Genomic DNA, 22,076 nt, shown 5'->3' with positions numbered 1-22,076 from the left:
AGCGTGCAGCACGACGGGCACGCAGAGGTTCGAGCGGATCTGCCCGAGCTCGCCGTGCCGGGCGTACACCTCGCGGTTCTCCAGCAGACCGCTGGATTCGTCCACGAGGTTGGAGCGGCGCGCGACCTCCGCGCCGCTGATGACGCGCGCCCGCCCGGCCTCCCAGTCGTCCTGCGCGCCGTACCACGCGCGGGACGCCTCGTCGGGCTGGCTGAGGCCGACGAGCGCGTCGGAGAATCCCACCTGCGCGCGCAGGACGAAGTCGCCGCCGCGGCGGACGTACAGGCTGCCCGTCTCGGCGCCCGGCACGGCCGCGACGGCGGCCTCCAGCAGGGCCGTCCAGCCGGACGCGTCGAGGTCGCGGTCGCTCGCGAGCAGCGCGAGGGTGGAGTACACGGCGCGCCGGACGGTCTCGCTCGCGGCGCCCGCCGTGAGCTCCCGTCCGCCCGCGAGGTTCGCGAGGCGACGCGCGGCGCGCCGCTGGGCCTTCTGACGCAGCATCCGTTCGTTCGCGAGGCGCAGCAGGTCGTTCGGGGCGCGCGCCTCACCGGGCAGGTGCGCCACGCCGACGGAGGCGCTCACGCGGTCGAAGCCGCCCGCGCGGGCCCGTTCGAGCGCCTGGAAGACGAGGTCGCGGACGTGCGCCTCGTCCGGAAGGCCTCGTCCGCTCCCACCGTCGTACGGACCGGAGCGGTCCGGTCCTTCTGCCTTGTGCGTTGACGTGGCTCTCCCCTCACGGGGGGACGGCCCCTCGCTCGAGCCTGGGTCACGAACGCGTCTCTCGTCGTAAGGGGAGTCCATCAGCACCACGAACTCGTCCCCGCCGAGGCGGTACGCGCGCCCGTACGACGCGAAGGTGTCGTGCAGGGCGCGCGCGACGGCGCGGATGAGGTCGTCGCCACGCGCGTGGCCGTCGCGGTCGTTGACGGCCTTGAGCTCGTCGATGTCGAGCATGACGAGGTGCACGTCCGGCCCGGCGGCCCTCGCGCCGACCGCGTCGAGGGCCGCGTCGAGCGCGCGGCGGTTCCCGAGTCCCGTGAGCGCGTCCGTGAACGCGAGCCGTTCGAGTTCGCCCATGCGGTCGCGGACGCGGCCCTCGAGCTCCACGTTGCGGCGGCGCAGCTCCAGTTCGTCCAGCACGACCCGCGCGAGGTCCACGAGGGCGCGGCGGTCCTCCTCCGTGAGGGGCGCGCGCGGCGTGACGTCCCCGATGCAGAGCGTCCCGAGCTTCACGCCGTCCTGCGTGACGAGCGGCGCGCCCGCGTAGGAGCGCACGCCCGGCGCGTCCGTCACGAGCGGGTTGTGCGTGAAGCGCTCGTCGAGGGTGGTGTCGGGCACGTCGAGGACGTCCTCGTGGAAGTCCGGCACGACGGCGTGCCTGCAGAAGGACACGTCGTGGCTCAGCTCTCGCTCCGTCCAGCCGTAGCAGGACTTGTGCCACTGCCGCCGCTCGTCCACGAGGCTGACGAGCGCGAACGGCACGCCGAACATGCGCGCCGCGAGCCGCGTGACGCGGTCGAAGGCGTCCTCCGGCGGGGTGTCGAGCACGCCGTAGGAGCGCAGCACCTCCAGCCGCCGCCGTTCGTACGCCGTGTCGGACGCCGCACCCCCGGGCGGGGTGACCTGTTCGTCGGTCGGGGCGGGCTGATCGGGTCGGCTCATCTTGACCTGAGGGTACGCCGTGCGGGGTGATGGACGGATGACGGCTGTCCTCATCATGCGTCATTCCGGACGCGACGAGAAGGGAGAGATGGAAGGGAGGGGGCGTCGGCGTTCTGGCGTCGTACGCTCTGCCGTCGTACGGACCCGAGCGGTCGGGTCCTTCTGCCTCGAGCGCTGACGCGTCTCTGCACTCATGGCGGGAGCGGTCCCTCGCTTGAGCTTGGGCCGCTGGCGCGTCTCAGTAACTTATGGACAGCACCTCGTACGTCACGGTGCGCCGTCCGAGCTCCACGGTGAAGCTCTCCCCCACCTTCCGCATGGGCAGGGCCGCCCCGACGGGACTCTCGCTGCTGATGCGGGGCAGGCCGTCGATCGCGGCGGTCGCCTCGGCGGGACTGACGAGCTGGACGCGCATCTCGCGGCCCGCGGCCTGCTCGCGCAGGGTGACGATGGCGCCGAGGCGGACGTGGTCGGCGGGACCCTCGTCCTCGATGATCACGGCGCGCGCGAGGATGTCCTCGAGGTTCGTGATGCGGTCCTCGATGACCATGACCTCGCGCTGGGCCTCGTCGAGCCCGAGGGATTCCTGTTCGTTGGCTTCGAGCTGCTCCTGGACGGTGAGGCGGGCGTCGTCGAGACGCTGGCGCTCCTGGTTGAGTGCGCGCTGGAGGCGTTCGTAGCCTTCCCGCGTGAGCCGGGTGGTGTCGTTCAAGATGAGTCTCCTGAGCTGGGGTATTGGAGCATTCTGCCACGAACGGAGCGCGAGCGGGTCAGCTTGTGCACACCCGCCGTTTCATGAGATTTGTCACGGATGATCACCGGATGAAGTACCCTGAAGGGACCGGTCATCAGAAGAGACGACGACTCCGGCGGGAACGCCCGGAAGGAAGGGGACCATGGGAAAGACAACGGCTCCATGCGACGTGATCGAGATCGCCCGGACCTTCCGGGACGGCGAGGCCCTCACCGTGGGCGCGGTCGCCTGCCTCCTGCCAGGCGGACGGCCCTGGCGGCTCGTGCGCATCCTCGAAGAGGACGCCGAAACCTTCACTACCGAGAACGGCTACGTCTACGCCCGCGCGGACGGACGCCGCCTCGTGCCCGACAAGCCCTCCCGGGACGAACTGCACGCCCTCACGAGGGAACGCCTCGACTAGCCGACCTCACCTTTCGGGACGCGCCAGTCGAGCGCGTGAATGCCGGTGCTGCCCACGAGGGTGTCCATGGCGCGGTCGAAGATGAGGTAGCGCAGTTCGCTGCGCTCCTCGAAGCGTTCGGCGGCGCCGCGCAGGTGGTCGGTGTAGCCCGCCTCGTCGAGCGGGTGAGCGGCCCAGATCATCCAGGCGCGCAGTTCCGGCAGGGACGCGTGGACGGCGGCGTGCAGGGCCGGGCCGTCCTGGGCGCGGGGCGCGCGGAGGGACAGGCGGGCCGTGTCGATGCGCTCACGGACGTGGGCGGGCGTATGAAGTGGGGTCACGCGGTCAGGGTAGCGCGCGTGGCCGGGGGTCAGAGGCGTTCGCGGGCGCGCAGGGCGTGTCGGGCGGAGAGGCGGGCGCGGCGCTCGCGGAGGGCGCGGCGCAGCAGGGCGTAGCGGTGCAGGGCGTACTGGGTGATCGGGGTCATGAGGTCACTGGGTGAAGATGTCTTGAGTTCACGCTCATTCTCGCGCGGGCGAGCGGCTCTTTCCGTGAGAACTTCCACGGGCGCGATCCAGCCGCCAGTCCCACGTGACCGGCAGGTTCACGCCCATCAGCCTCTACGTTCACAGGAGACGAGGCGCCCGTCCGCCCCGGCGGCGGCGAGCCGTCGCGTCGCCTCCCCTGCCCCGGCGCGCTCACGGAGCCGGGGCAGCGCCCACCTGGGGCGGCCCAGCTTCACCACGCCGGGCCGCAAGTCCTACCCGAGCCGCCGGTTGAGCGGGGACGATCGCCGTGTTGGACGGGTTGTTGCCCGTGGGGATCACCCGCGCGCCCCACTTGGGCGCGCAGCACGTTCACGCTTGAGGGCCGAGCGCACGCGGCCCGCCGGAACGCCGGATCCACCGCCGTGAACTCGTGCCGCACCTCGCGGCCGTCGTCGTGGACGCCGAGGCCGACGAGTCCCACCCAGCGGCCCTCGACGGCCGCGACGAGCTGACCCTGCGGCCGGAACCAGGGCGCGTCGATGATCTCGCGGGCGTACTCCTCGAAGGACGGGAAGTCGTCGCCGTTGCCGGGCAGCAGCGGCGCGAGCCGACGGTTGAGGTCGTACAGGGCGCGGCGCGCGGCGGGCGATCCGCCCGTCTCGTCGAACGAGAGGAGCGTCACCCCGCGCGAGCGGGCGTTCTCCAGGGCGCGGCGCAGGACCTCCCCGTCGGCGTCGTCGACGGACAGGGTCATCGTCACGAAGCGCTGCACCTCGCGAAAGCCGCGCCTCGTGGCGAAGCGCTCGCCGTCCGGCGAGCCGCCGCCCACCCAGGTCGTGAGGGTCTCGGCGCCCACCTCGCGCGAGGCGGCGTCGGCGCGCCGGGCCAGTTCTGACCCCACGCCGCGCCCCCGCGCGTCGGGGCGGACGAACACCTCCGTCTGGAACCACGCCGGGGGGTGCCACGCGGACCGCGCGACGTACGCGTACCCCACCACCNGAGCCGTCCTCCACGGCGAGGACGCGGCGCAGGAACTCCTCGCCGTCCTCGTCGGCGGGCNGGGCCGCCGCGCGGTCCGCGGCGGGCTCCGTGCGCGTCACGGCGTGCAGCCATGCGACGCCCGCGAGGTCGTCGGGCCGGAACGTCCGGTACTCGGTGGGCATGGAGGGCCTCCTGCCGCCGAGCGTAGCAGGCCGGGACGCCCGCGCCCTGGGCCGCCTGGCGTACGCCGCGCGGACGGACCTTCAAGGGACGCGCAACCCCACCCCGCTTGAGCGCCTCACGTCCCGAGGCGTAGGGTCACAGAAATGACCTCCACTGGACCCAACCGCCGCGTGCTGCTCCTCAAGAACCCCAAGTCCGGTCAGGGAAACTCCGACGTGGACGCCTTCGCGGACGTGCTTCGCGCGCGCGGCCACGAGATCGTCGAGCGGCTCCTCGACGATCCCGAACGCAACCCCGAGCACGTCCGCGACGCCCGCGAGTTCGGCACGCTCGTCGCGGCGGGCGGGGACGGCACCGTCAGCAGCATCGCGTACGAGGCGCGCGGCATGGAGGTGCCGCTGCTGGCCTTCCCGGCGGGCACCGCGAACCTCATCGCGCAGAACCTCAACCTCCCCTCGGACGTGGAGGCCCTCGCGGACATCGTGGACGCCGGGCACACCGTGCGCACCGACCTCGCGGAGTGGCAGGCGGGCGACCGACGCTGGGGCTTCACCCTGATCGCCGGGGCGGGCTTCGACGCGCGGATGATCGAGGACAGCGAGGCCCTCAAGCCGAAGCTGGGCGTCGCGGCGTACGTGCTGAGCGCCGTGAAGGAGCTCGCGCCGAAGCAGGTGGACTTCCGCCTCACCCTCGACGGGAAGGTGGTGGAGGCGCGCGGCATGAGCGTGATGTTCGCGAACTTCGGCATGGCGAACTTCCGCCTGCCGCTCACGACGGGCGTGGACCCCTCGGACGGGCGGCTCACGGTGATCGTGATGAAGGGACGCACGGCGCTGAGCCTCCTGCCGACCCTGATCGACAGCGTGCGCGCGCGGCTGGACCTCGGCGACCCGGTGTTCGACGGGAACCTCGAGACGTACGAGTGCCGCGAGGCCCTCCTCGACGCGGACGAGCAGCTGCCGCTGCAGTACGACGGGGAGGTGCTGCACGCCGCGCTCCCGGCGACGGTGCGGGTCCTGCCGGGCGCGGCGCGCTTCCTGACGCTCGCGTCGCACGAGGAGGTCACCACCTGAGCGTCTCCTGAAGGCGCATGTCTTTCGGAAACGGGCCCCGCCTGAACGTGCCGTTCACGGCGTTCACGGTGCGGGCCCGCAGTCTGGGTCATCATGGATGAACGGTCCGCCCACCCGTCCGGCGTGCCCTTCGGGGACGTCATCGCCCGCAACGTCAGCGCCCTCCACGCCCTCCAGGAGCGGGCCGAGCGTGGCCGCAGCCGTCAGGACCGCGTCGCGGACACGGTGACGCGCTTCACGGGCAGCATGGCCTTCGTGTACCTGCACCTGCTGATCATCGGCGGGTGGGTGATCGTGAACCTCGGCCTGCTGGGCGTGCGGCCCTTCGATCCCTTCCCGTTCGGGCTGCTCACCATGGCGGGTTCGCTGGAGGCGATCTTCCTGTCGACGTTCGTGCTGATCAGCCAGAACCGCATGAGCGCCGCCGACGCGCGACGCGCGGAGCTGGACCTGCAGGTGAACATGCTCACCGAGCACGAGCTGACGCAGCTCGTGCGGCTCACGCACGCCATCGCCGAGCACCTCGGCCTTCCCGTGGAGGACGAGGCGCGCGTGCGCGAGGCGATGAACGACGTGCACCCCGAGGAGGTCGCGGAGGTCATGGACCGCGAGCGGCGCGCCTGAGCGGGCGGACGTTCCGTGTAAGGGGCTTGAAGTTCGTGGGGGGAGACGCTCAGGATGACGCCGTAGGCTCCTGGGACTTCGACACGAGGAGGGAACCCCATGGCCAGAGAGATCGAACTGACCCGCGAGGCGTACGAGCAGCTGCAGAAACAGCTGGAGGAGGAGCGCCGCCGCCGTGACGACGCGACCGCCGCGATGGCGGCCGAGCTCGACGACGCCCTCGATCAGGAGGACCGCAGCCTGGAGGCGGCGCAGAACGCGCTGACGGCGCTCGACGCGAGGATCGCCGAGCTGGAGGACGCGCTCGACCGCGCGGTCGTCACGGAGGTGAGGCACGACGGGCACGTGCAGCTCGGCTCGGTCGCGACGCTCCGGGTGGACGGGCGCGAGGAGCGGGTGCGGGTGCAGCTCGTCAGCGCGATCGAGGCGAGCCGTCCGGACGAGGAGGACGCGCCGCGTCATGTCGCGGTGGACAGCCCGACCGGGCAGGCGCTGCGGGGCCGGACGGTCGGGGAGTCCTTCGAGGTGACGGTCGGGGATCACCCGACGCGCTTCACGGTGGAGAGCGTGGAGTAGGAGCCCTGACGGCACGCGAAAACGAAGAACTCCCTCTGAGAGGGAGTTCTTCGCGTTTGGTAGGCCCGAGCGGATTTGAACCGCTGACCCCTACCGTGTCAAATTGACCAAACCCATCCTACCACTTCCCACACAAGTGCAAGAACGCCCTCCTGGAGGGCGTTCTCTCGTTCTGCCCTCCCCTCCCGGCCCAGCTCAGCCCACCCTTTCCCAAGCGCTATTGCACACCTACTGCACACACCCCACCCGGCTATGGAGTCCGGTTGAGCCGACTGTTGATGCCTTGTCGAAGGCGACTACTGCACACGAGAGAAGATCAGCGTATCCCTGAGCTGCGAGGAGTCGTGCGCGGCCACATCGTCGTTGATCAGGGTGGCGTCCAAGGTGTACCCGGCCCGCTGGGCGACCGCTCGACTTCGAACGTTCTGAGCGTCACATCGGATCTCCACGCGACGGAACCTGAGATCCTTCTGAGCGTATTCCGTCAGGGCGATTACCGCCTCTGTCACGAGCCCTCGCCCGGCAAATCGCGTGTCCACCCAGTACCCTATTTCTCCTTTGGGAACACGCCAGTTCAGGTTGTGGATGCCGGTGCTTCCCACAAGCGTCTCCGTGGTGCGGTCGAAGATGAGGTAGCGCAGTTCAGTACGAGCCTGGAAGCGTTCGGCGGCGTCGCGGAGGTGGTCGATGTAACCCAACTCGTCGAGGGGGCTCGCGGCCCAGATCATCCAGGCGCGCAGTTCGGGCAGGGACGCGTGGACGGCGGCGTGCAGGGCGGGGCCGTTCTCCGCACAGGGCGCTCGGAGGGAGAGGCGGGCTGTGTCAATGCGTTCCGCCACGTGAGGGCGTGGGTCGTTGGGAGTCACGAGGTCAGATTAGAACGCATCCCGACACTGTGCGGCGCTCTCTGGAGGCAGGCTAGCCAAGTCGATCCCCAGCTTGGAAGTGCGTTGTTCGCTCGGTGTCGTACTGCCCGTTCTTAGTCCCGTTAATGCGGTTGCCCTGTAACGCTGAGGGTGTACGTTGGAGTTGACGTTCGTTCACACTTCGGGAGATCGGTGGGCCCAAGAGGCCGTTCAGTAACCGGAAGGAACAAACGGCACGCTGAGTTGTGACCTCGCACCAGGAGTGGTCGCTTGACGACGGGACTATCCGTGTGGGCGACTCAGCGTGCCGTTAGGACACAAGGGAGTGTACGGGCTCCCAGAGCGCTCTTTGGAGCGTACGGAGCGATCTTCACACCAATGGTCGTTACGGCGTAGTAGGGGCAGGTTGGTGTACCGTTACCGGAAGTCATTCCGCAGGTTCGCACTGGCGAGGTGCATCATGACGGAAGTGTTCGTAGGCATTGACGTGGGCAAGACCTGGCTTGACGTCGCCGTTCGTCCCTCCTCTGAAACGTGGCGGGTACCGAACAACCCGCTAGGCACTGGGGCGCTCGCTGCTCACCTCGCGGCTTTTTCCCCCGCGCTGATCGTGCTCGAATCGACCGGTGGGTACGAACGGCTCGTCGTCGCCGCCCTCAGAGAGCAAACGATGCCGGTCGTTGTAGCGCACGGTTGGCACGTCCGACAATTCGCGCGTGGCATCGGGCACCAAGCCAAGACGGACCGCATTGACGCCTTGGTACTCGCTCGGTACGCCGAGCAGGTCCGGCCGCCCATCCGGGAAAAGCCCGACGCGTACGTGGAAGTGTTGCGTGCCCTTGTTGTTCGTCGGTTCCAGGTGCAGAACTTCCGGCTCGCCGAGCTGAAACGCCTGCAAGTGGCCGAGGAGCAGGTCATTCGTGAGTCCTTGGAGACGTCCATCGCCTTTATGCGAAGCGTGGAGAAAAACTTGGACGCTTCGATCAGAAAGTGCGTGCGTGGAGATGAGGTGGCGGCAGTTCGGTATGGCGTTCTGACGAGCGCTCCGGGGGTCGGACCGACGTTGGCGGTGACGTTGCTGGCACTGCTGCCCGAGCTGGGGCGATTGTCGGAACGTCAGGTGGCCGCGCTGGTCGGAGTGGCGCCCATCAATGTGGAGAGCGGCGTGAAGACTGAACGATCACGGATTCATGGTGGGCGCTCAAGGGTGCGGTCAATGCTAGACATGTCCACTTTGACCGCGGTGCGGTGCAACCCGGAGATCCGCAAGGTGTACGTCAATTTGCTGGCGCGTGGGAAGACGCCACGTGTGGCACTCATAGCGTGTATGAGGCGACTGCTCGTGAAGTTGAACGCGATGGCGCGTGACAACACTCCTTGGCGAGCGGAGTCTCGAAACGTATGATTGCGAGATCCAAACTCGCCTCTCGGCGGTTTTTCCTCCGTACGTGTTGGATGCGTCGGACCAACGTAGCGGTCGTGCCGCTTGGCGGGTGAAAAATGAGGCTGATTCCAGACTCAGGCTTCGGGTACTCGTTGCGCCGTGAGGACGCTTCCCTTCCCAAAGCCATCTGGGCCGTGAGGTTTCGGTACTCATCCAAAAAGTGTCACCACACCACAGACGTGAGTTTTCTGGCCTAAGCGTGAAGTAAGCTTGGAGAAGCCGAGTGAAGGTGATACGTCCATCCGCCGATTGCGGAAACGCCGGAGAAGGGTAGCCATGTCAAAAACAGCAACGCAGTGCGACGTTATCGAGATAGCTCGAACCTTCCGCTATTCAGAAGACCTCACCGTGGGTAGCATCGCCTGCCTCCTGCGTGGCGGACGCCCCTGGCGGCTCGTACGCATCCTTGAGGCAGATGCCGAAACTCTCACGACGGAGAATGGGTACGTTTACGCTCGCGACGGCGGTAGACGTCTCGTACCGAACAAGCCTTCACGTGACGAGCTTCACGCCCTCACGAGAGACCGTCTCGACTACATGCTCGTTCTGGAATTCGTAGAGCGCGCCGCAAAACTCCACCTCGGAGGTGCAGACAGCCCGGAAATTCGGCGTCTCTTGCCTCTTGCATTGAACTACTTTGAGCTGACCTCGGCATAAGGTAGCGAGTGCTAAGTGGTGCGTCCGGCAAGTTCGGTAGGATGAAGGGGAAACGGAGGTCCGGTATGCCCGTCCGCGTCCGCCCCGTCACCGATGACGAGCTCGAAGCCCTCACCCGGCTCGCTCGCGCCCGCAAAGCTGCCGCCGGGAAAGTCCGTCGCGCCCAGATCATCCTCGCGTCCCACGGAGGACACAGCGTCAAGGTCATCTGCGAGCAACTGCACGCCAACGACAACACCGTCTGCTTCTGGATCCACCGCTTCAACCGCCTCGGTCTGCCTGGTCTTGAGGAAGGACTACGCTCCGGACGACCTCCCACCTACACCCCCGAAGAGATGAGCATCGCCATCAGCACAGCCCTCACGCCGCCCGAACAGCTCGACCTGCCCTTTCATTCGTGGACGCTCGACCGGCTCGTCGCGTATCTCAACGACGTCAAGGGCATCGGAATTCGACGCAGCCGCGTCAGTGAGGTGTTCCGGCGCGAAGGACTGCGCTGGCATCAGGAAGAAACATGGTTCGGGGAGCGCGTCGACCCGGACTTCGCCAAAAAAAGGGGGCCATCGAGCGGCTCTACACTCAGGCGCCCGAACACAGCGTCGTGATCTGCGTAGACGAGATGGGCCCACAGGCGGTCAAGAGCTATCGAGGCCAGCGATTGGTACGGCCAGCCGCGCCGCGAGCTCAGCGCGCCAAACAGCAGGCGGACTACGGTCGCCGGGACGTGGCAGGGTTCGTGTTTGGCGCGCTTCAACCCACGACAGGCGAGGTGTTTACGCACACGTACGAACGTCGGACCATGGGGAACTTTGCCGACTTCCTGGAGCGTCTCGAAGCCTGGGTGCCGCAGGCGTTCGAGCGGGTGTACGTGGTGCTGGACAACTTGGCGGCGCATCGGAGTGCGGACGTGCTGCTGTTCAATCTCGCGTATCCACGGTGGGAATTCGTGTTTCAACCGAAGCGCGCAGGATACCTGAACCTGATCGAGCCGTGGTGGAAGACCTTGAAGTCGTTGGCGCTCAAGGGGCGGCGCTTCGAGGCGTGGGGGGAGATCGAAGCGGCGGTGCGGGCGGCTACCTTGTACTGGAATGCGCACCGCCGCCCGTACGTGTGGGGGCGGCGGAGACGGCATCGGGTGCCTCGTCGCTTTGGGTTCGCGTCACCGCCAGGATCCTGCCTTATTTAGCGGACGCACCACTAAGTTCGCCGAACAAAAAGCTTGACCGCAAAAAGCTACTCGGGAGCCGTCCGTGGGTAGTAACGCACGCCCTCCACCTCTGGCCACAAGTACCCCACGAATCAGACTTCCCTCAGGCCCTGCGCCTCCAGCAGCTCAGCTGTCTCCAGCCCGGATTGCATAAGCCAATCAAGCCCAGACGGAACGGCACCCGCGCGAACACACGCTGCCCAAAGCCTGCCAGCCACGCCTCAACTCGCTGGACCTGAACGTCATGCGTACTGCGCGCTTCCTCAGGGTCCCAAAACGCGTTGCCCGCTTCTGGGAAGGCTCGACCCAAGGCCGCGGCTGGAAACGGAAAGTTCAGCCTGTCCGCCCCGCCTTCCTCTCGGACTACGCGGACGGCACAAGGCACCACGACCAAGTCCGCGAAGCGCACCAAGCCACGCGCCGACTGGGCGAGTGGATCTACATAATGTGCACGAAGCCAGGGTTGCACGTCGGGCTCGCGTTCCTGCTCGACATACACGCTCTCCACATCCGGATGTGACCATAGCACCTCGAAGGCTGTGCGTAAGCGCGCGTCATTGGGCGGGCCGAGTTCGAGCGCCAACTCGAAGTAGCCGCCGGACCGGGCGTCGGGAACTGTGAATACGTTCAGCATGCCTCACGATTGGTCAGGGCACGCACCCATGATGCTACCGGCGCAGACAGACCACCGCGCAGGCCAACAACAGCAAGGCGAGATGAACGTCTGCTCGGCGTTCGTAGCGCAGCTTGAGCCGTTTGAACCGGTTGAGCCAACTCAAGGTGGGCTCAAGCGGTGCCGTCCCAGGGTGCTGCTCGACTCGACCCCACGTCGAGCGATGCGCGGCCTGATCCCCCGTTTCCAGTAGGCATGACGACAGCGTCGGTCGTCGTATCCTTTGTCCGCGTGGAGTTTGAGCGATCGTCGTTGTAGTCGGCCACAGCGACCATTCCGTATGCCGACCACAGCGTCTAGAACAGGTTCGAACATGCGGCGATCGTGGACGTTCGCAGCGGAGACGACGACCGCTAGGGGAACGCCATGACCGTCGACCACGAGGTGGCGCGTGCAGCCGAGTTTGCCTCGGTTGATGGGGTCCGGACTGATGTCCTGCCCACCGCAGGGTGAGGCGACGATCGCGGAGTCGAGGCAGGCGCGTGAAGTCGAGTTGACCCTGCGTATGGAGGTGTTCAAGGAGGTGGCGGTGCAACGCTGCCCATACGCCTGCCTACTGCCAGTCACGTATACGACGCTAGCGGGTCGTGCCGCTGCCGCAACCAAGCGCCATGGGCAAGTGATGCCAGTCGATGCCGGTCTTACTGACACCGGCAGAAGTAGGTTGTTCGCCAGGGCGACATCGTCAGGCGGACCACCAACTTCCTGCCACAATGCCGACATGGGCATCGCGCATACCGTCAGCACCCTGGCTGACGTCGTTCTCACCGCATCGCTGCCTCTAACGGCTGACCACCAGCTCGTCCTGCACCTCTTCCGGCTGATGCCTCAGTACCTAAAGTACGGCGATCTGTCGTGTTGGGACCGCGCCTGCATGGAAGTCATCGGCGACGATGTATCCCCACAGGAACAGCTGATCTGGTCCATCTTCGACTTTGCTCGCACGAATCTCTACACTGCTCACAACGCGGACTACACCCAAGACGCCTGGAACGACGTCCTGACCGAGTTCGACAAGCACGGCCTCCCCGCACCGCCCCTCCTGCCGGGCGCCCTTGACGACTGGTAGCTTCCCGTCACACATGCAGCCAGGACGACACCAGGCGCAGTTGCCGTACCCGATGCCATCCACGTCCCCAGTGACGGCGCAATTCATGCAGTGTTCGACAGCAGACGTTTCCCAGAATGTTGCGTTTGACGTACGCCCACAGCAACTCCACGGGATTGCACTCAGGGGCGTAGGCGGGCAGGAACACCAGGGACAGCCTGGGCTCACTCAGGACGAACGCTTGCACACACTTCGCCCGGTGGATGGCCGCGCGATCGAGGACCACCGTGACCTCACCTGCGACGTGACGCAACAGGTGTCGAAGGAACGCGACGACATCCACGCCATAGACCGCGTGCTCATGGGTGCGCTGAAAAAGTCTGCCGTCGCTGCTGAGCGCCGCGATGATCGAGAGGCTCTTCCAATCCAGCTTGGTCGCCACGGTCGGCGTCTGTCCGCGGGGCGCACAAGTCTTGACGACAGTGGTCTTCAGGCTGCTGCCCGTCTCATCGAGATACACCAGGGTCGCTCCGGTTTCCCGGACTTTTTTTCAAGGGCCGGACGGGTCACATGCAGCCACTTTTCAATGACCGCTTCATCACGCTCGATGGCGCGCTTCTGGGGCTTCTGATAGGACCAGCCGAGCGCGCGCAGCAACTTCCGAACGTGATCAGGGTGGTACCACACGCCGAATTCACGCCCGATGAGGTCACGAACGCGACGGCTCGTCCACTGAGCGTTGGTATGCTGCTGAGCCATCGCGCCGTTCTGAAGTAGCTCGATCAGATGTCGACGCTGGATGTCATCCAGCCGTGGGGGACGGCCGCTTGAGACCGTTGCACGGAATGCGGCGACCCCACCCTCATGGAACCGCTTGGTCCACGCCTGGATGGTGGTGACGGTAACGCCAAAAAGCGCGGCCAAGTCGCGTTGAGAATAATGTCCTTGTCGGATGAGAGATGCTGCGGCGTAGCGGCGTTGTTCGAGTTGCGGTCGGGTCAGGAGCGTGGGGCGCCAGGAGTCGTTCATCCGCTGACCGTACGCGCCTGCCATGAGACTTTTGCCGACCTCAGTAAGACGAAAAGAATACCGATGAGAGCCGCACGATCAGGGATGCGTGGTCGGCCTCGCGGGAACGTGGGGTGTGCTGGCAGGATAGGTTCGATAGCCGCCCAAAGATCGTCAGGAACGGTGGGAACGAGCATCCGGGCAGGCTACGGGCAGTTCATTATTGTTCGGCGGTCTAGGCACCAAGCTCTGACTCGGCCCGGGAGGCACGACCTTCAAATACCTTGCGAACACCCCATCAAGGGCGGCAGCTCGGTGTTCGTCGCGCCGTTCCAGCCAACCACTACGTACTACGCGGACAGCGTCGCGGGCGACGACACGAACACCGGGACGGAGGCCGCGCCGTTCACAACCATCGGGCGCATCACGAACATGTCAGACCTGCCGCATAAAACCGCGATCCACCCCCAGCGCAGCAGGCCCTTCACGGAGACGGCGTACTACGCGCACAGCAAGCTGAGGATGGAGTCGTACGGGAACGACCCTTATCCCGTCATCGAGTGCGGGGAGATCGTGACCGACTCGACGAAAGCGTCCAGCCCGATGACGTACATCCTCACGGACGTCACCGGGAACGTCCTCAACAGCGGGAAGTTCGCGGGTGGCAACGCGAGCAAGTAGACACTCTCTACCGCATGGAGCCTCATCACAGCGACGGGTGAGGGCGGCGCGTACCGATGATCTAATCGGAGGGGCTGAGGGCGTACCTATACTGAGGCATGCCGCTCATGCCTCTCACGTTGCTCCTGGCGCTCCTTTCATGGCGGCTCCCAGCGTTGCTATATGGACAAACCCCTCCCTTCATCCCAGTCCTCGCGCTGACGTTCCTGCCGATCGTGGTGGATCTGTTCGCTCGACTCGTCATCATCCGCCGTCCGTTGCGTGTGAGTCCGTCAGGCACGTTGTGGGGTGGGACGTTCGTGGCGCTGTTCGCGATCGCCAGTGCCCGCAGTGATTTGATCAGCGGCGGCGCGTTGATCATTACGCTCGCTCAACTCACGGTGATGCTGTACTGCGCGGCCATCATGGCGGGTATGACGCGGGAGCGGGCGCTGAACGATCTGTATCACGCCATGGGCGCGTTCGTGCTGATCAACCTCGTGTTGCGATTCGGTCTGGGAATGTCGGGGAGTGGCGTCGTGCTCTACGAGCAGTACGGCGCCGCTACCCTACTGAGCTCACTGGGCGTCGGATCCACCCGCGTGCTGTTCCCACTCGCGGGCGGGCTGAACAATTTCGCAGTCACCGCGGGTCTGGTGCTCGCCGCGTCCCTCTACCAGCTCGTCAGCCGGACGGCGGCCAACCAGTGGGTCACCGTCATGTACGCGCTGGGGGCTTTCACAGCCTGCCTGTTCGTGGATTCCCGCGCAGCGCTGGCCCTGGCTGCCGTGCCCGCCGCACTGGCATGGATGGCGTCATGGCGGCGAATCAACGTGAAGCCATTCGTAGCGACCGCGGCGTGTGCGGTGGCGCTGCTGATCCCGTGGCTGTACGTAGCCGTGGGTCAACTGCTGGGCGGCCTGACGTGGCTGCAGTCGTTCGCTCGTAATCCTGACGACCTCACCACTCTCTCCAACCGTGCGTACATCTGGTCCGACACCACCGCCTACTTGTTGGAGCACTCGTCCGAGGCCCTGGTGGGATGGGGCGCGTACGGACAGACCCTAACCGGTGTGGTGTACATGTATGCCAATCGGCTGTCCAGTTTTGCCAACATTGAGTTCACGAGCGTTCACAACTCGCTGTTGCAACTCGTGTACGACATGGGGGTGCTGGGGACTGGAGGAGTGCTGCTAGTGCTGTACCGCACCATCGCGTCGTCGCGCGGAATGGAGTTCGCGTTGGCGCTGTACATCGTCCTAGCTGGCATCACGGAAGCCACCATCGGTCCGTTCAACTTGGAGGTGCTGCTGGTCATGACGGTGCTCACTACCTTGACCGGGATAGCGCGCACGCATTGGAGAGAGCAGCCATCGGCATTACCAACTGCCTAACAGCACCAAGTGTCGGCCGCACAGCAATAAGCCAGACTGTCTCTGGTGTGGGGTCTTATTCATCGCGATGAGTTTAGGTCCCTCACGCCAATACTTCACCCGTCCGAAGTCATTGGCGTAATTGTGGGTAGACGGTTCTGCTGTAACCAGTCGTCCTGCCGCTTACGTGACGGTTCCATCGCTCTCACCTAACGCGGGAACGGCGTGTACTTCTGACCGCCGTTCCCGCGCAGTTTCGCGTATTTCAGACTCGTGTGGCGACAAGCATCGCCAGCAACCCGGACGTGAGCATGATCGCCGCGGTGACGAGCCACTCGCGTAGGGCCGGGCGGAGGGACAGCACCGTGTTCATTCTTCGCCACATGAGAAAAATGTAACACGAAAACGAGTGCCTTGGGGCGAAAGGTGAAGCATCCACGTTTTTGGACGTGCGAGTACTCCTGGCCTGACGTACACGGTAAATCTGCCGTCTGCGACGCAATCTTATGTTAGATTCTCCACAGGCTCTCATGAAGGGCTCTTAACTAGGTGGACGAACAAGTGAGTAACATCTGTAGCAGAGGTGAAGGTCGGTAGGCATCCTCCGGTACTCACCCGAAGGTTAAACGAGAACACCAGTCCCCAGGACGTAGGCACCTTCTCCCCTTCCACTTCACTTCCTCCTTCCGAGAAAGAGCGCCACCGCGCCCGAAAGGACTACTGTGCAGGACTTCAAGCCTCTCAACGTCACCATCGTCGGTACCGGCTACGTCGGCCTCGGCACCGCCGTCATGCTCGCTGCGCTCGGTCACCGCGTCACTGGTCTCGACGTGGACCCCGCCAAGATCGCCATGCTCGAACGCCGTGAGCTCCCCATCTACGAGCCCGGCCTCGACCTCCTCATGGCGGACGCAGCAGGCAACCTGCGCTGGACCACTGATTACGCGAGCGCCATCCCCGACGCCGACATCATCTTCATCTGCGTTGGCACGCCGCCCCTCGCGGACGGTCGCCCCAACCTCGCGTATGTGGAGAGCGCTGCGCGCTCCATCGCACAGCACCTCAATGGGAAGCCACAGGTCATCGTCAACAAAAGCACCGTGCCCATTGGGACCGGCGACTGGGTCGCGCGTATCATCGAGGAGCACGCCAACCGCGCCCACGAGAACCGCTACTTCGTCGTGAGCAATCCGGAGTTCCTGCGCGAGGGCACGGCGCTGCACGACAGCCTGTACCCTGATCGCATCGTGCTCGGCGGGCACCCCTTCGCTCTGGGGCGCATGCGGGAGCTCTACGCGCCCCTGATCCTCCAGACCTTCCCTGCCCCCCACTACGTCCCCCGTCCGGTGGAGTACACCGTGCCCGCCGTCGTGGAGACCACCCTCACGAGCGCGGAGATGATCAAGTACGCCGCGAACGCCTTCCTGGCCCTCAAGATCAGCTTCGCGAACGAGATCGCCGGGCTGTGCGAGCGTGTAGGCGCGGATATCGAGCAGGTCGCGAGCGGCATCGGGCACGACAAGAGAATTGGTCACCGCTTCCTCGCCGCCGGTGCGGGCTGGGGCGGTTCGTGCTTCGGCAAGGACACCAGCGCCCTCGTGAGCACCGGTGCCGACTACGGCTACGACATGCCGATCCTGCGCGCTGCCGTGAACGTCAACCAGCGTCAGCGGGGCGTTGTGCTGGAGAAGCTCCAGAAGCACCTGCGCCTCCTCAAGGGCAAGCGCGTCGCGGTGCTCGGCATGGCCTTCAAGCCCGACACCGACGATCTGCGCGACGCGCCCGCCCACGACTTCATCGCCCGCCTGAACCAGCTCGGCGCGACCGTCGTGGCGCACGACCCTATCGCGATCGAACGTGCCCGGCGCGAGTGGAGCCACCTGAGCTACGCGGAGGCGTCCTCGGCCGAAGCGGCCCTGCACGGCGCGGACGCGGTCATTGTAGCCACCGAGTGGAAGCAGTATCGCGACCTCGACTGGAACCGCGCCGTTCGCGCGATGCGCTCCCCTGTCCTAATCGACGCGCGCAATGTCATCCGAGAGGTGCTTGCCGCGCCCGCCATAGTGGAGCAGATCGGCCGCGAGCTCGTGGAGACTGCTGACGAGGTGTACGCGTGAGGATCCTGATCACGGGAAGCGCGGGCTTTGTCGGGAGTCACCTTGTCGAACGCTTCCTCACCGAGGGTCACACCGTCGTCGGCGTGGACAACTACCTCAGCGGGCAGCGGCGGAACACAGAGTTGTTCCTGTCGCACCCCGCGTTCCGGTTCATCGAGGCCGACGTCAGCACCGCCATCCCCTACGACGGTGAGAAGCTCGACTGGGTGCTGCACTTCGCCAGTCCCGCCAGCCCCCCCCACTACCAGCAGTTCCCCATCGAGACCCTGATGGTCGGCGCGCAAGGCACCCAGCACGCCTTGGAGCTCGCTCACGCGCACGGCGCCGGCTTCCTTCTCGCCAGTACCAGCGAGGTCTACGGCGATCCGCTGGTGCACCCCCAACCCGAAAGCTACTGGGGGCACGTCAACCCCAACGGCGTGCGCTCGTGCTACGACGAGGCCAAACGCTACGCCGAGGCGATCACCATGGCCTACCACCGCGCGCGGGGAGTGAACACCCGGATCATCCGGATCTTCAACACGTACGGGCCGCGGATGCGGCACGACGACGGGCGGGTCGTGACGAACTTCATCCATCAGGCGTTGCGGGGCGAGGCGCTCACGGTTTACGGGGACGGCTCGCAGACCCGCAGCTTCCAGTTCGTGGAGGACCTGGTGGAGGGGATCGTGCGGCTGATGGGCGTGGCGTATCACGAGCCGGTGAACCTGGGCAACCCGGACGAGTACACGATCGTGCAGTTCGCAGAGTTGATTCGAAGTCGCATCAACCCGACTCTCGACATTGTGTTTGAGCCAATGCCACAGGACGATCCGAAACAGCGTAAGCCGGATAATGAACTGGCCAAGAAACTGCTGGATTGGAAGCCTAACGTGCCCCTGGCTACCGGGCTGGAGGTCACAGTTCGTTACTTCCAAGATCTAACGAGAGTGTTGATCTGATACCTTCCATCCCGCCGCCTTAAATCAGTGTTGTTGTCCGGTTTCGCGACGAGTTACCACAAATCCATGCTAGGTCGACGAGCACTCTTCTGTTCAAGTCTCAGAACTGACCTTCCTCTAGGAGCAGAACGCTCCTCGCGCGTCAAGGAGAAATACGTGAACACCGCCCCACCTCGTATCGTAGCCCTGCTTCCTATGAAACACACCAGCGAACGCGTCCCTGGCAAGAACTACCGTGATTTCCACGGACTACCGCTGTTCAAGCACGTTCTCAGGACCCTCCAGTCGTGCGTGTCGATCTCCGAGATCGTGATCGACACGGACTCCGAGGTAATTTCTAGCCTTGCCACAGGCGAGAAAAAGGTTCGCGTTGTGCGCCGTCCCGAGCATCTTCTTGGCGGGCACGTCCCTATGAATGCCATCATTGAACACGACATCAAGCTGGTGGAGGCCGACTATTACTTCCAGACGCACTCCACCAACCCATTGTTGCGTTCCTCAACAATTTCGACCTTCATCTCCCGCTTTCTGGCTGCCCAGGACCAGCACGATACGGCCTTCACGGTGACCGAGCGCAAGCAACGCTTCTGGACTCACCTGGCCCGAGCCGTCAATCACGATCCCGCGGTGCTGCTCAACACACAGGACCTGCAGGGCCTGATGGAGGAGAACAGTTGCGGCTACCTCTTCTCTGCGGAAACGTTTCTGCGAAAGCACAACCGTATTGGCGACCGTCCTATGCTGTTTTCCATTGACCCCATCGAAAGTGTCGATATCGATACTGAGCAAGACTTCCTGATCGCCCAGGCGATTTACTCCATCGTGAGTCGGGAGGCGGTGAAGTGAAGGTGCTTGTGACCTGCCCGCCTATGGTGAGACAGTTTGAGGTACTCGCACCGCAACTGAGTGTCTTCCCATTTGAATTCGTCTGCGCCGAGGTCGTGCAGACAATGACAGAGGAGCAGCTTATGGACCTGCTACCCCAATATGATGGGTGGATCATCGGTGATGATCCCGCGACGGGCCGGGTATTTGAGGCGGGCAGGCGAGGCCGTCTGCGCGCCGCCGTGAAGTGGGGCGTCGGTACGGACAACGTGGACTTCGTTGGTGCACGAGCGAGTGCGATACCTGTGGTTAACACGCCCAATGCCTTCGGGCGAGAAGTGGCTGACCTCGCGATGTGCTACGTCACGATGCTCTCTCGTCAGGTTCACGTTGTCGATGCAGCCGTCAAGGGTGGAGGATGGGTAAAACCTGCAGGAGGCTCGCTCGCTGGCAAGACTGTCGCGCTCGTCGGTTATGGAGATATCGGCATGAACATCGCGCGCCGCCTCAAGGCCGCCGACATGCGCGTACACGTCTACGATCCATACACCCGGTTGGCACTCGACTATGCGGATGAGGCGCTGACTTGGCCGTCACGTGTCGATGAGGCGGATTTCATCGTCCTTGCCTGCGCCTTGACCGCTCAGAACCGGCACCTGATAGACACTTCTCTCCTTACATCGGCTAAGCCGGGCGTTCACGTCATCAACGTCTCTCGCGGTCCGCTGATTGACGAGAAGGCGCTCGTTGCGGCGCTGCGAGACGGTGTTGTGGCCAGTGCCGCGCTCGACGTCTTCGAAGTCGAGCCTCTGCCAGTGAGCGCTTCGCTCCGTGAGTTCGGTGATCGTTGCGTGTTCGGTTCGCACAACGCCTCCAATACGCGTGAGGCTGTGCTCAACACCAGCCTCACAGCGGTTCGCCGTCTTCACGAGCTCATGATCGGGGAGGGCGTCGTCAATGCGTGATCAGGTCTATGTCGTCACGGGGGCCAGTGGTGGTATTGGCCGGGCGACCGTTACCCGACTCAAGCAGTACGGCTGCAAGGTGATCGGCATCGATATTCGTGAGCCAGATGGGACGGATGCAGACGCTTTCTACGTCCACGACTCGGCAGACGAGGAGGCTATCTGCGAGACCGTGCACGACGTGGAGCAGCGTTTTGGCAACATCAGCGGCGTGGTAATTAATGCCGCCATACAGCTCAACAAGACGATCTTGCAGACCACGCATGCCGAGTGGCGCGAGGTTCAGCGTGTGAACGTCGACTCCCTGTTTGTCTGGCTCAAATGCGCCCAAACCTCGCTCAGCCTCACTAAGGGTGCTGTGGTTGCCATCAGCTCAGTGCATGCCATCGCGACCACGCCGACCATCGCCGCTTATGCGGCGTCTAAGGGCGCGATGATGGCGCTCGTCCGCGCGGCTGCCCTCGAGTTGGCCCCGTTGGGCATCCGGGTGAATGCCGTTCTCCCTGGGGCAACCGACACGCCTATGCTCCGTCACGGTTTCGAGCGGGGTCAGCACGAGGGCGGCACCGTACAGCACCAACTCGATCAGCTAGCAGGCAAGCATCCGCTAAAGCGCATCGCCTGTCCCACGGAAATTGCCGAAGCCTGCTCGTTCCTGCTTGATGGAACGAAGTCAGGCTTCATCACCGGTCAGGGCCTCGTGGTTGACGGTGGAGCCACGATTAAGTTGAGTACCGAATGACCACGACAATAAAATCCGCCTTTAAACAGATCGTTGCCGACAGCGCTCCAGGCGCGCTCCAACTGGCTCGTCAGCTCAAGATCGCTCATGGGTCCCGCCAGCTGGCTCTGGCTCATCCCCAGACTCGGGAGGGCCTGGAGCAGTTGCGTGACCGTTATCGGGGCAAGCGCTGCTTCATCATGGGTAATGGCCCCAGCCTGTCGAAGATGAATTTAAGCCCCTTGAAGGACGAGTACACCTTCGGCCTGAACCGCATCTACCTGATGGCCGAACGCATGGGCTGGTCACCGAGCTTCTATGTCTGCGTCAACGACCTTGTGCTCGAGCAGTGCGCCAGTGAGATATCTAGGATCGAAAGCCCCAAGTTTATCTCCTCCAAAGGACGGCGCCACTTTGCATCTCTACCCATGCGCGATATCCACTGGTTGCAGCCTCGTGCTATTGAAGTAAACGCAGGCATTACGCCGCATGGCCCTTGGCATTACGGCACCTGGGAGGGCGGCACTGTGACGTACGTCGCTCTGCAGCTCGCCTACCATATGGGTTTCGAGACGGTCATACTCATCGGCGTCGATCATCACTTCACCACTAAAGGCACTCCTCATGCCGTCGTGACTACCTCTGCTGAAGGAGATCCGAACCACTTCGACAAGGGCTACTTTGGTACGGGTTTCCGCTGGCAGCTTCCCGATCTGCCCATGTCCGAACTCGCCTATTCGATGGCGAAGTACAACTTCGAGATGGACCGTCGCGTCGTGGTCGACGCGACGGTCGGTGGTGCACTGACGATCTTCCCCAAGGTGGAGTTCGAGTCACTCTTCAAATGA

General features: G+C 64.7%; 25 protein-coding genes and 1 pseudogene. 16 read left to right on the top strand and 10 right to left on the bottom strand.

What is annotated here, in order from left to right; translation table 11 throughout:
- Positions 1–1,662: sensor domain-containing diguanylate cyclase (locus tag DEIPI_RS35485; protein WP_169737069.1), on the bottom strand; the 1,662-nt coding region annotated here is incomplete at its 3' end.
- Between the two features lie 238 nt (positions 1,663–1,900).
- Positions 1,901–2,374 (bottom strand): GreA/GreB family elongation factor, encoded by a 474-nt coding sequence (locus tag DEIPI_RS0110095; RefSeq protein WP_027481708.1) that lies wholly within the window; start codon positions 2,372–2,374, stop codon positions 1,901–1,903.
- A gap of 184 nt (positions 2,375–2,558) precedes the next feature.
- Between DEIPI_RS0110095 and DEIPI_RS0110090 the strand changes: the two genes are divergently transcribed.
- Positions 2,559–2,819, top strand: a complete 261-nt coding sequence (locus DEIPI_RS0110090) for a hypothetical protein (protein WP_157463581.1) — start codon at positions 2,559–2,561, stop codon at positions 2,817–2,819.
- Here DEIPI_RS0110090 and DEIPI_RS30020 read toward each other — a convergent pair.
- Complete coding sequence (locus tag DEIPI_RS30020) at positions 2,816–3,139, bottom strand: GNAT family N-acetyltransferase (RefSeq protein ID WP_052351681.1); 324 nt, start codon at positions 3,137–3,139, stop codon at positions 2,816–2,818. The two genes, DEIPI_RS0110090 and DEIPI_RS30020, sit on opposite strands and share 4 nt — an antisense overlap.
- 397 nt (positions 3,140–3,536) lie before the next feature.
- Positions 3,537–4,280 (bottom strand): GNAT family N-acetyltransferase, encoded by a 744-nt coding sequence (locus DEIPI_RS0110075; protein WP_211238272.1) that lies wholly within the window; start codon positions 4,278–4,280, stop codon positions 3,537–3,539.
- Between the two features lie 313 nt (positions 4,281–4,593).
- On the opposite strand from DEIPI_RS0110075, the gene DEIPI_RS0110070 reads away from it, so the two are divergent.
- The 3 genes from DEIPI_RS0110070 to DEIPI_RS0110060 all read left to right on the top strand — a co-directional run bounded on the left by DEIPI_RS0110070 (position 4,594) and on the right by DEIPI_RS0110060 (position 6,723).
- The gene (locus DEIPI_RS0110070; RefSeq protein ID WP_027481705.1) at positions 4,594–5,523 is read left to right on the top strand and encodes a diacylglycerol/lipid kinase family protein; all 930 of its coding nucleotides are present in this window, start codon (positions 4,594–4,596) and stop codon (positions 5,521–5,523) included.
- A gap of 93 nt (positions 5,524–5,616) precedes the next feature.
- Positions 5,617–6,147 (top strand): DUF1003 domain-containing protein, encoded by a 531-nt coding sequence (locus DEIPI_RS0110065; protein ID WP_045234003.1) that lies wholly within the window; start codon positions 5,617–5,619, stop codon positions 6,145–6,147.
- Between the two features lie 99 nt (positions 6,148–6,246).
- Complete coding sequence (locus DEIPI_RS0110060; protein WP_027481703.1) at positions 6,247–6,723, top strand: GreA/GreB family elongation factor; 477 nt, start codon at positions 6,247–6,249, stop codon at positions 6,721–6,723.
- Positions 6,724–7,019: 296 nt separating this feature from the next.
- On the opposite strand, the gene DEIPI_RS0110055 is transcribed toward DEIPI_RS0110060, so the two are convergent.
- Positions 7,020–7,589, bottom strand: a complete 570-nt coding sequence (locus tag DEIPI_RS0110055) for a GNAT family N-acetyltransferase (RefSeq protein WP_045234002.1) — start codon at positions 7,587–7,589, stop codon at positions 7,020–7,022.
- 460 nt (positions 7,590–8,049) lie between these two features.
- On the opposite strand from DEIPI_RS0110055, the gene DEIPI_RS0110050 reads away from it, so the two are divergent.
- From DEIPI_RS0110050 to DEIPI_RS30015, 3 genes are all read left to right on the top strand, one after another.
- Positions 8,050–8,994 (top strand): IS110 family RNA-guided transposase, encoded by a 945-nt coding sequence (locus DEIPI_RS0110050; RefSeq protein ID WP_027481701.1) that lies wholly within the window; start codon positions 8,050–8,052, stop codon positions 8,992–8,994.
- A 761-nt stretch (positions 8,995–9,755) separates the two neighbouring features.
- Positions 9,756–10,295 (top strand): helix-turn-helix domain-containing protein, encoded by a 540-nt coding sequence (locus DEIPI_RS0110045; RefSeq protein WP_045234001.1) that lies wholly within the window; start codon positions 9,756–9,758, stop codon positions 10,293–10,295.
- Positions 10,205–10,876: an IS630 family transposase gene (locus tag DEIPI_RS30015; protein ID WP_084474161.1), complete on the top strand. Its 672-nt coding sequence runs from the start codon at positions 10,205–10,207 to the stop codon at positions 10,874–10,876. The genes DEIPI_RS0110045 and DEIPI_RS30015 overlap by 91 nt, the downstream gene beginning before the upstream one ends.
- A gap of 124 nt (positions 10,877–11,000) precedes the next feature.
- Here DEIPI_RS30015 and DEIPI_RS37640 read toward each other — a convergent pair whose 3' ends face one another.
- Complete coding sequence (locus tag DEIPI_RS37640; RefSeq protein WP_157463580.1) at positions 11,001–11,531, bottom strand: hypothetical protein; 531 nt, start codon at positions 11,529–11,531, stop codon at positions 11,001–11,003.
- A 141-nt stretch (positions 11,532–11,672) separates the two neighbouring features.
- Positions 11,673–12,293, bottom strand: coding sequence for a transposase (locus DEIPI_RS42225; RefSeq protein WP_425387846.1), 621 nt, complete (start codon positions 12,291–12,293; stop codon positions 11,673–11,675).
- On the opposite strand from DEIPI_RS42225, the gene DEIPI_RS0110030 reads away from it, so the two are divergent.
- Entirely contained in the window at positions 12,292–12,639 is a 348-nt protein-coding gene (locus tag DEIPI_RS0110030; RefSeq protein WP_027481698.1) for a hypothetical protein, read from the top strand. The two genes, DEIPI_RS42225 and DEIPI_RS0110030, sit on opposite strands and share 2 nt — an antisense overlap.
- A 7-nt stretch (positions 12,640–12,646) precedes the next feature.
- Here DEIPI_RS0110030 and DEIPI_RS41850 read toward each other — a convergent pair whose 3' ends face one another.
- The 3 genes and pseudogenes from DEIPI_RS41850 to DEIPI_RS41340 form a co-directional block, all read right to left on the bottom strand.
- Positions 12,647–13,138 carry an IS630 family transposase gene (locus DEIPI_RS41850; RefSeq protein ID WP_045234000.1) on the bottom strand — a complete coding sequence of 164 codons (492 nt, stop codon included), beginning with the start codon at positions 13,136–13,138 and terminating at the stop codon, positions 12,647–12,649.
- The gene (locus tag DEIPI_RS41845; RefSeq protein WP_211238271.1) at positions 13,108–13,647 is read right to left on the bottom strand and encodes an IS630 family transposase; all 540 of its coding nucleotides are present in this window, start codon (positions 13,645–13,647) and stop codon (positions 13,108–13,110) included. Before DEIPI_RS41845 ends, DEIPI_RS41850 begins: the two co-directional genes overlap by 31 nt.
- A 44-nt stretch (positions 13,648–13,691) precedes the next feature.
- A pseudogene (locus DEIPI_RS41340) lies at positions 13,692–13,823 on the bottom strand (transposase); the annotation flags it as partial.
- A gap of 118 nt (positions 13,824–13,941) precedes the next feature.
- Here DEIPI_RS41340 and DEIPI_RS0110020 point away from each other — a divergent pair.
- From DEIPI_RS0110020 to DEIPI_RS30005, 8 genes are all read left to right on the top strand, one after another.
- Positions 13,942–14,307, top strand: coding sequence for a hypothetical protein (locus DEIPI_RS0110020; protein ID WP_027481697.1), 366 nt, complete (start codon positions 13,942–13,944; stop codon positions 14,305–14,307).
- Between the two features lie 98 nt (positions 14,308–14,405).
- The gene (locus tag DEIPI_RS0110015; protein WP_027481696.1) at positions 14,406–15,680 is read left to right on the top strand and encodes an O-antigen ligase family protein; all 1,275 of its coding nucleotides are present in this window, start codon (positions 14,406–14,408) and stop codon (positions 15,678–15,680) included.
- Between the two features lie 701 nt (positions 15,681–16,381).
- Complete coding sequence (locus tag DEIPI_RS0110005) at positions 16,382–17,776, top strand: UDP-glucose dehydrogenase family protein (protein ID WP_027481695.1); 1,395 nt, start codon at positions 16,382–16,384, stop codon at positions 17,774–17,776.
- The gene (locus DEIPI_RS0110000) at positions 17,773–18,717 is read left to right on the top strand and encodes a UDP-glucuronic acid decarboxylase family protein (protein WP_027481694.1); all 945 of its coding nucleotides are present in this window, start codon (positions 17,773–17,775) and stop codon (positions 18,715–18,717) included. Before DEIPI_RS0110005 ends, DEIPI_RS0110000 begins: the two co-directional genes overlap by 4 nt.
- 66 nt (positions 18,718–18,783) lie before the next feature.
- Positions 18,784–19,563 (top strand): acylneuraminate cytidylyltransferase family protein, encoded by a 780-nt coding sequence (locus DEIPI_RS0109995; protein ID WP_084474154.1) that lies wholly within the window; start codon positions 18,784–18,786, stop codon positions 19,561–19,563.
- Positions 19,560–20,507 carry an NAD(P)-dependent oxidoreductase gene (locus DEIPI_RS0109990; RefSeq protein ID WP_027481692.1) on the top strand — a complete coding sequence of 316 codons (948 nt, stop codon included), beginning with the start codon at positions 19,560–19,562 and terminating at the stop codon, positions 20,505–20,507. Before DEIPI_RS0109995 ends, DEIPI_RS0109990 begins: the two co-directional genes overlap by 4 nt.
- The gene (locus tag DEIPI_RS0109985) at positions 20,500–21,249 is read left to right on the top strand and encodes an SDR family NAD(P)-dependent oxidoreductase (RefSeq protein ID WP_027481691.1); all 750 of its coding nucleotides are present in this window, start codon (positions 20,500–20,502) and stop codon (positions 21,247–21,249) included. Before DEIPI_RS0109990 ends, DEIPI_RS0109985 begins: the two co-directional genes overlap by 8 nt.
- Positions 21,246–22,076 (top strand): 6-hydroxymethylpterin diphosphokinase MptE-like protein, encoded by an 831-nt coding sequence (locus DEIPI_RS30005; protein WP_052351680.1) that lies wholly within the window; start codon positions 21,246–21,248, stop codon positions 22,074–22,076. Before DEIPI_RS0109985 ends, DEIPI_RS30005 begins: the two co-directional genes overlap by 4 nt.

Source organism: Deinococcus pimensis DSM 21231, from assembly GCF_000519345.1.
Classification (GTDB): domain Bacteria; phylum Deinococcota; class Deinococci; order Deinococcales; family Deinococcaceae; genus Deinococcus_A; species Deinococcus_A pimensis.
This window is presented reverse-complemented; position numbering and strand designations above follow the sequence as displayed.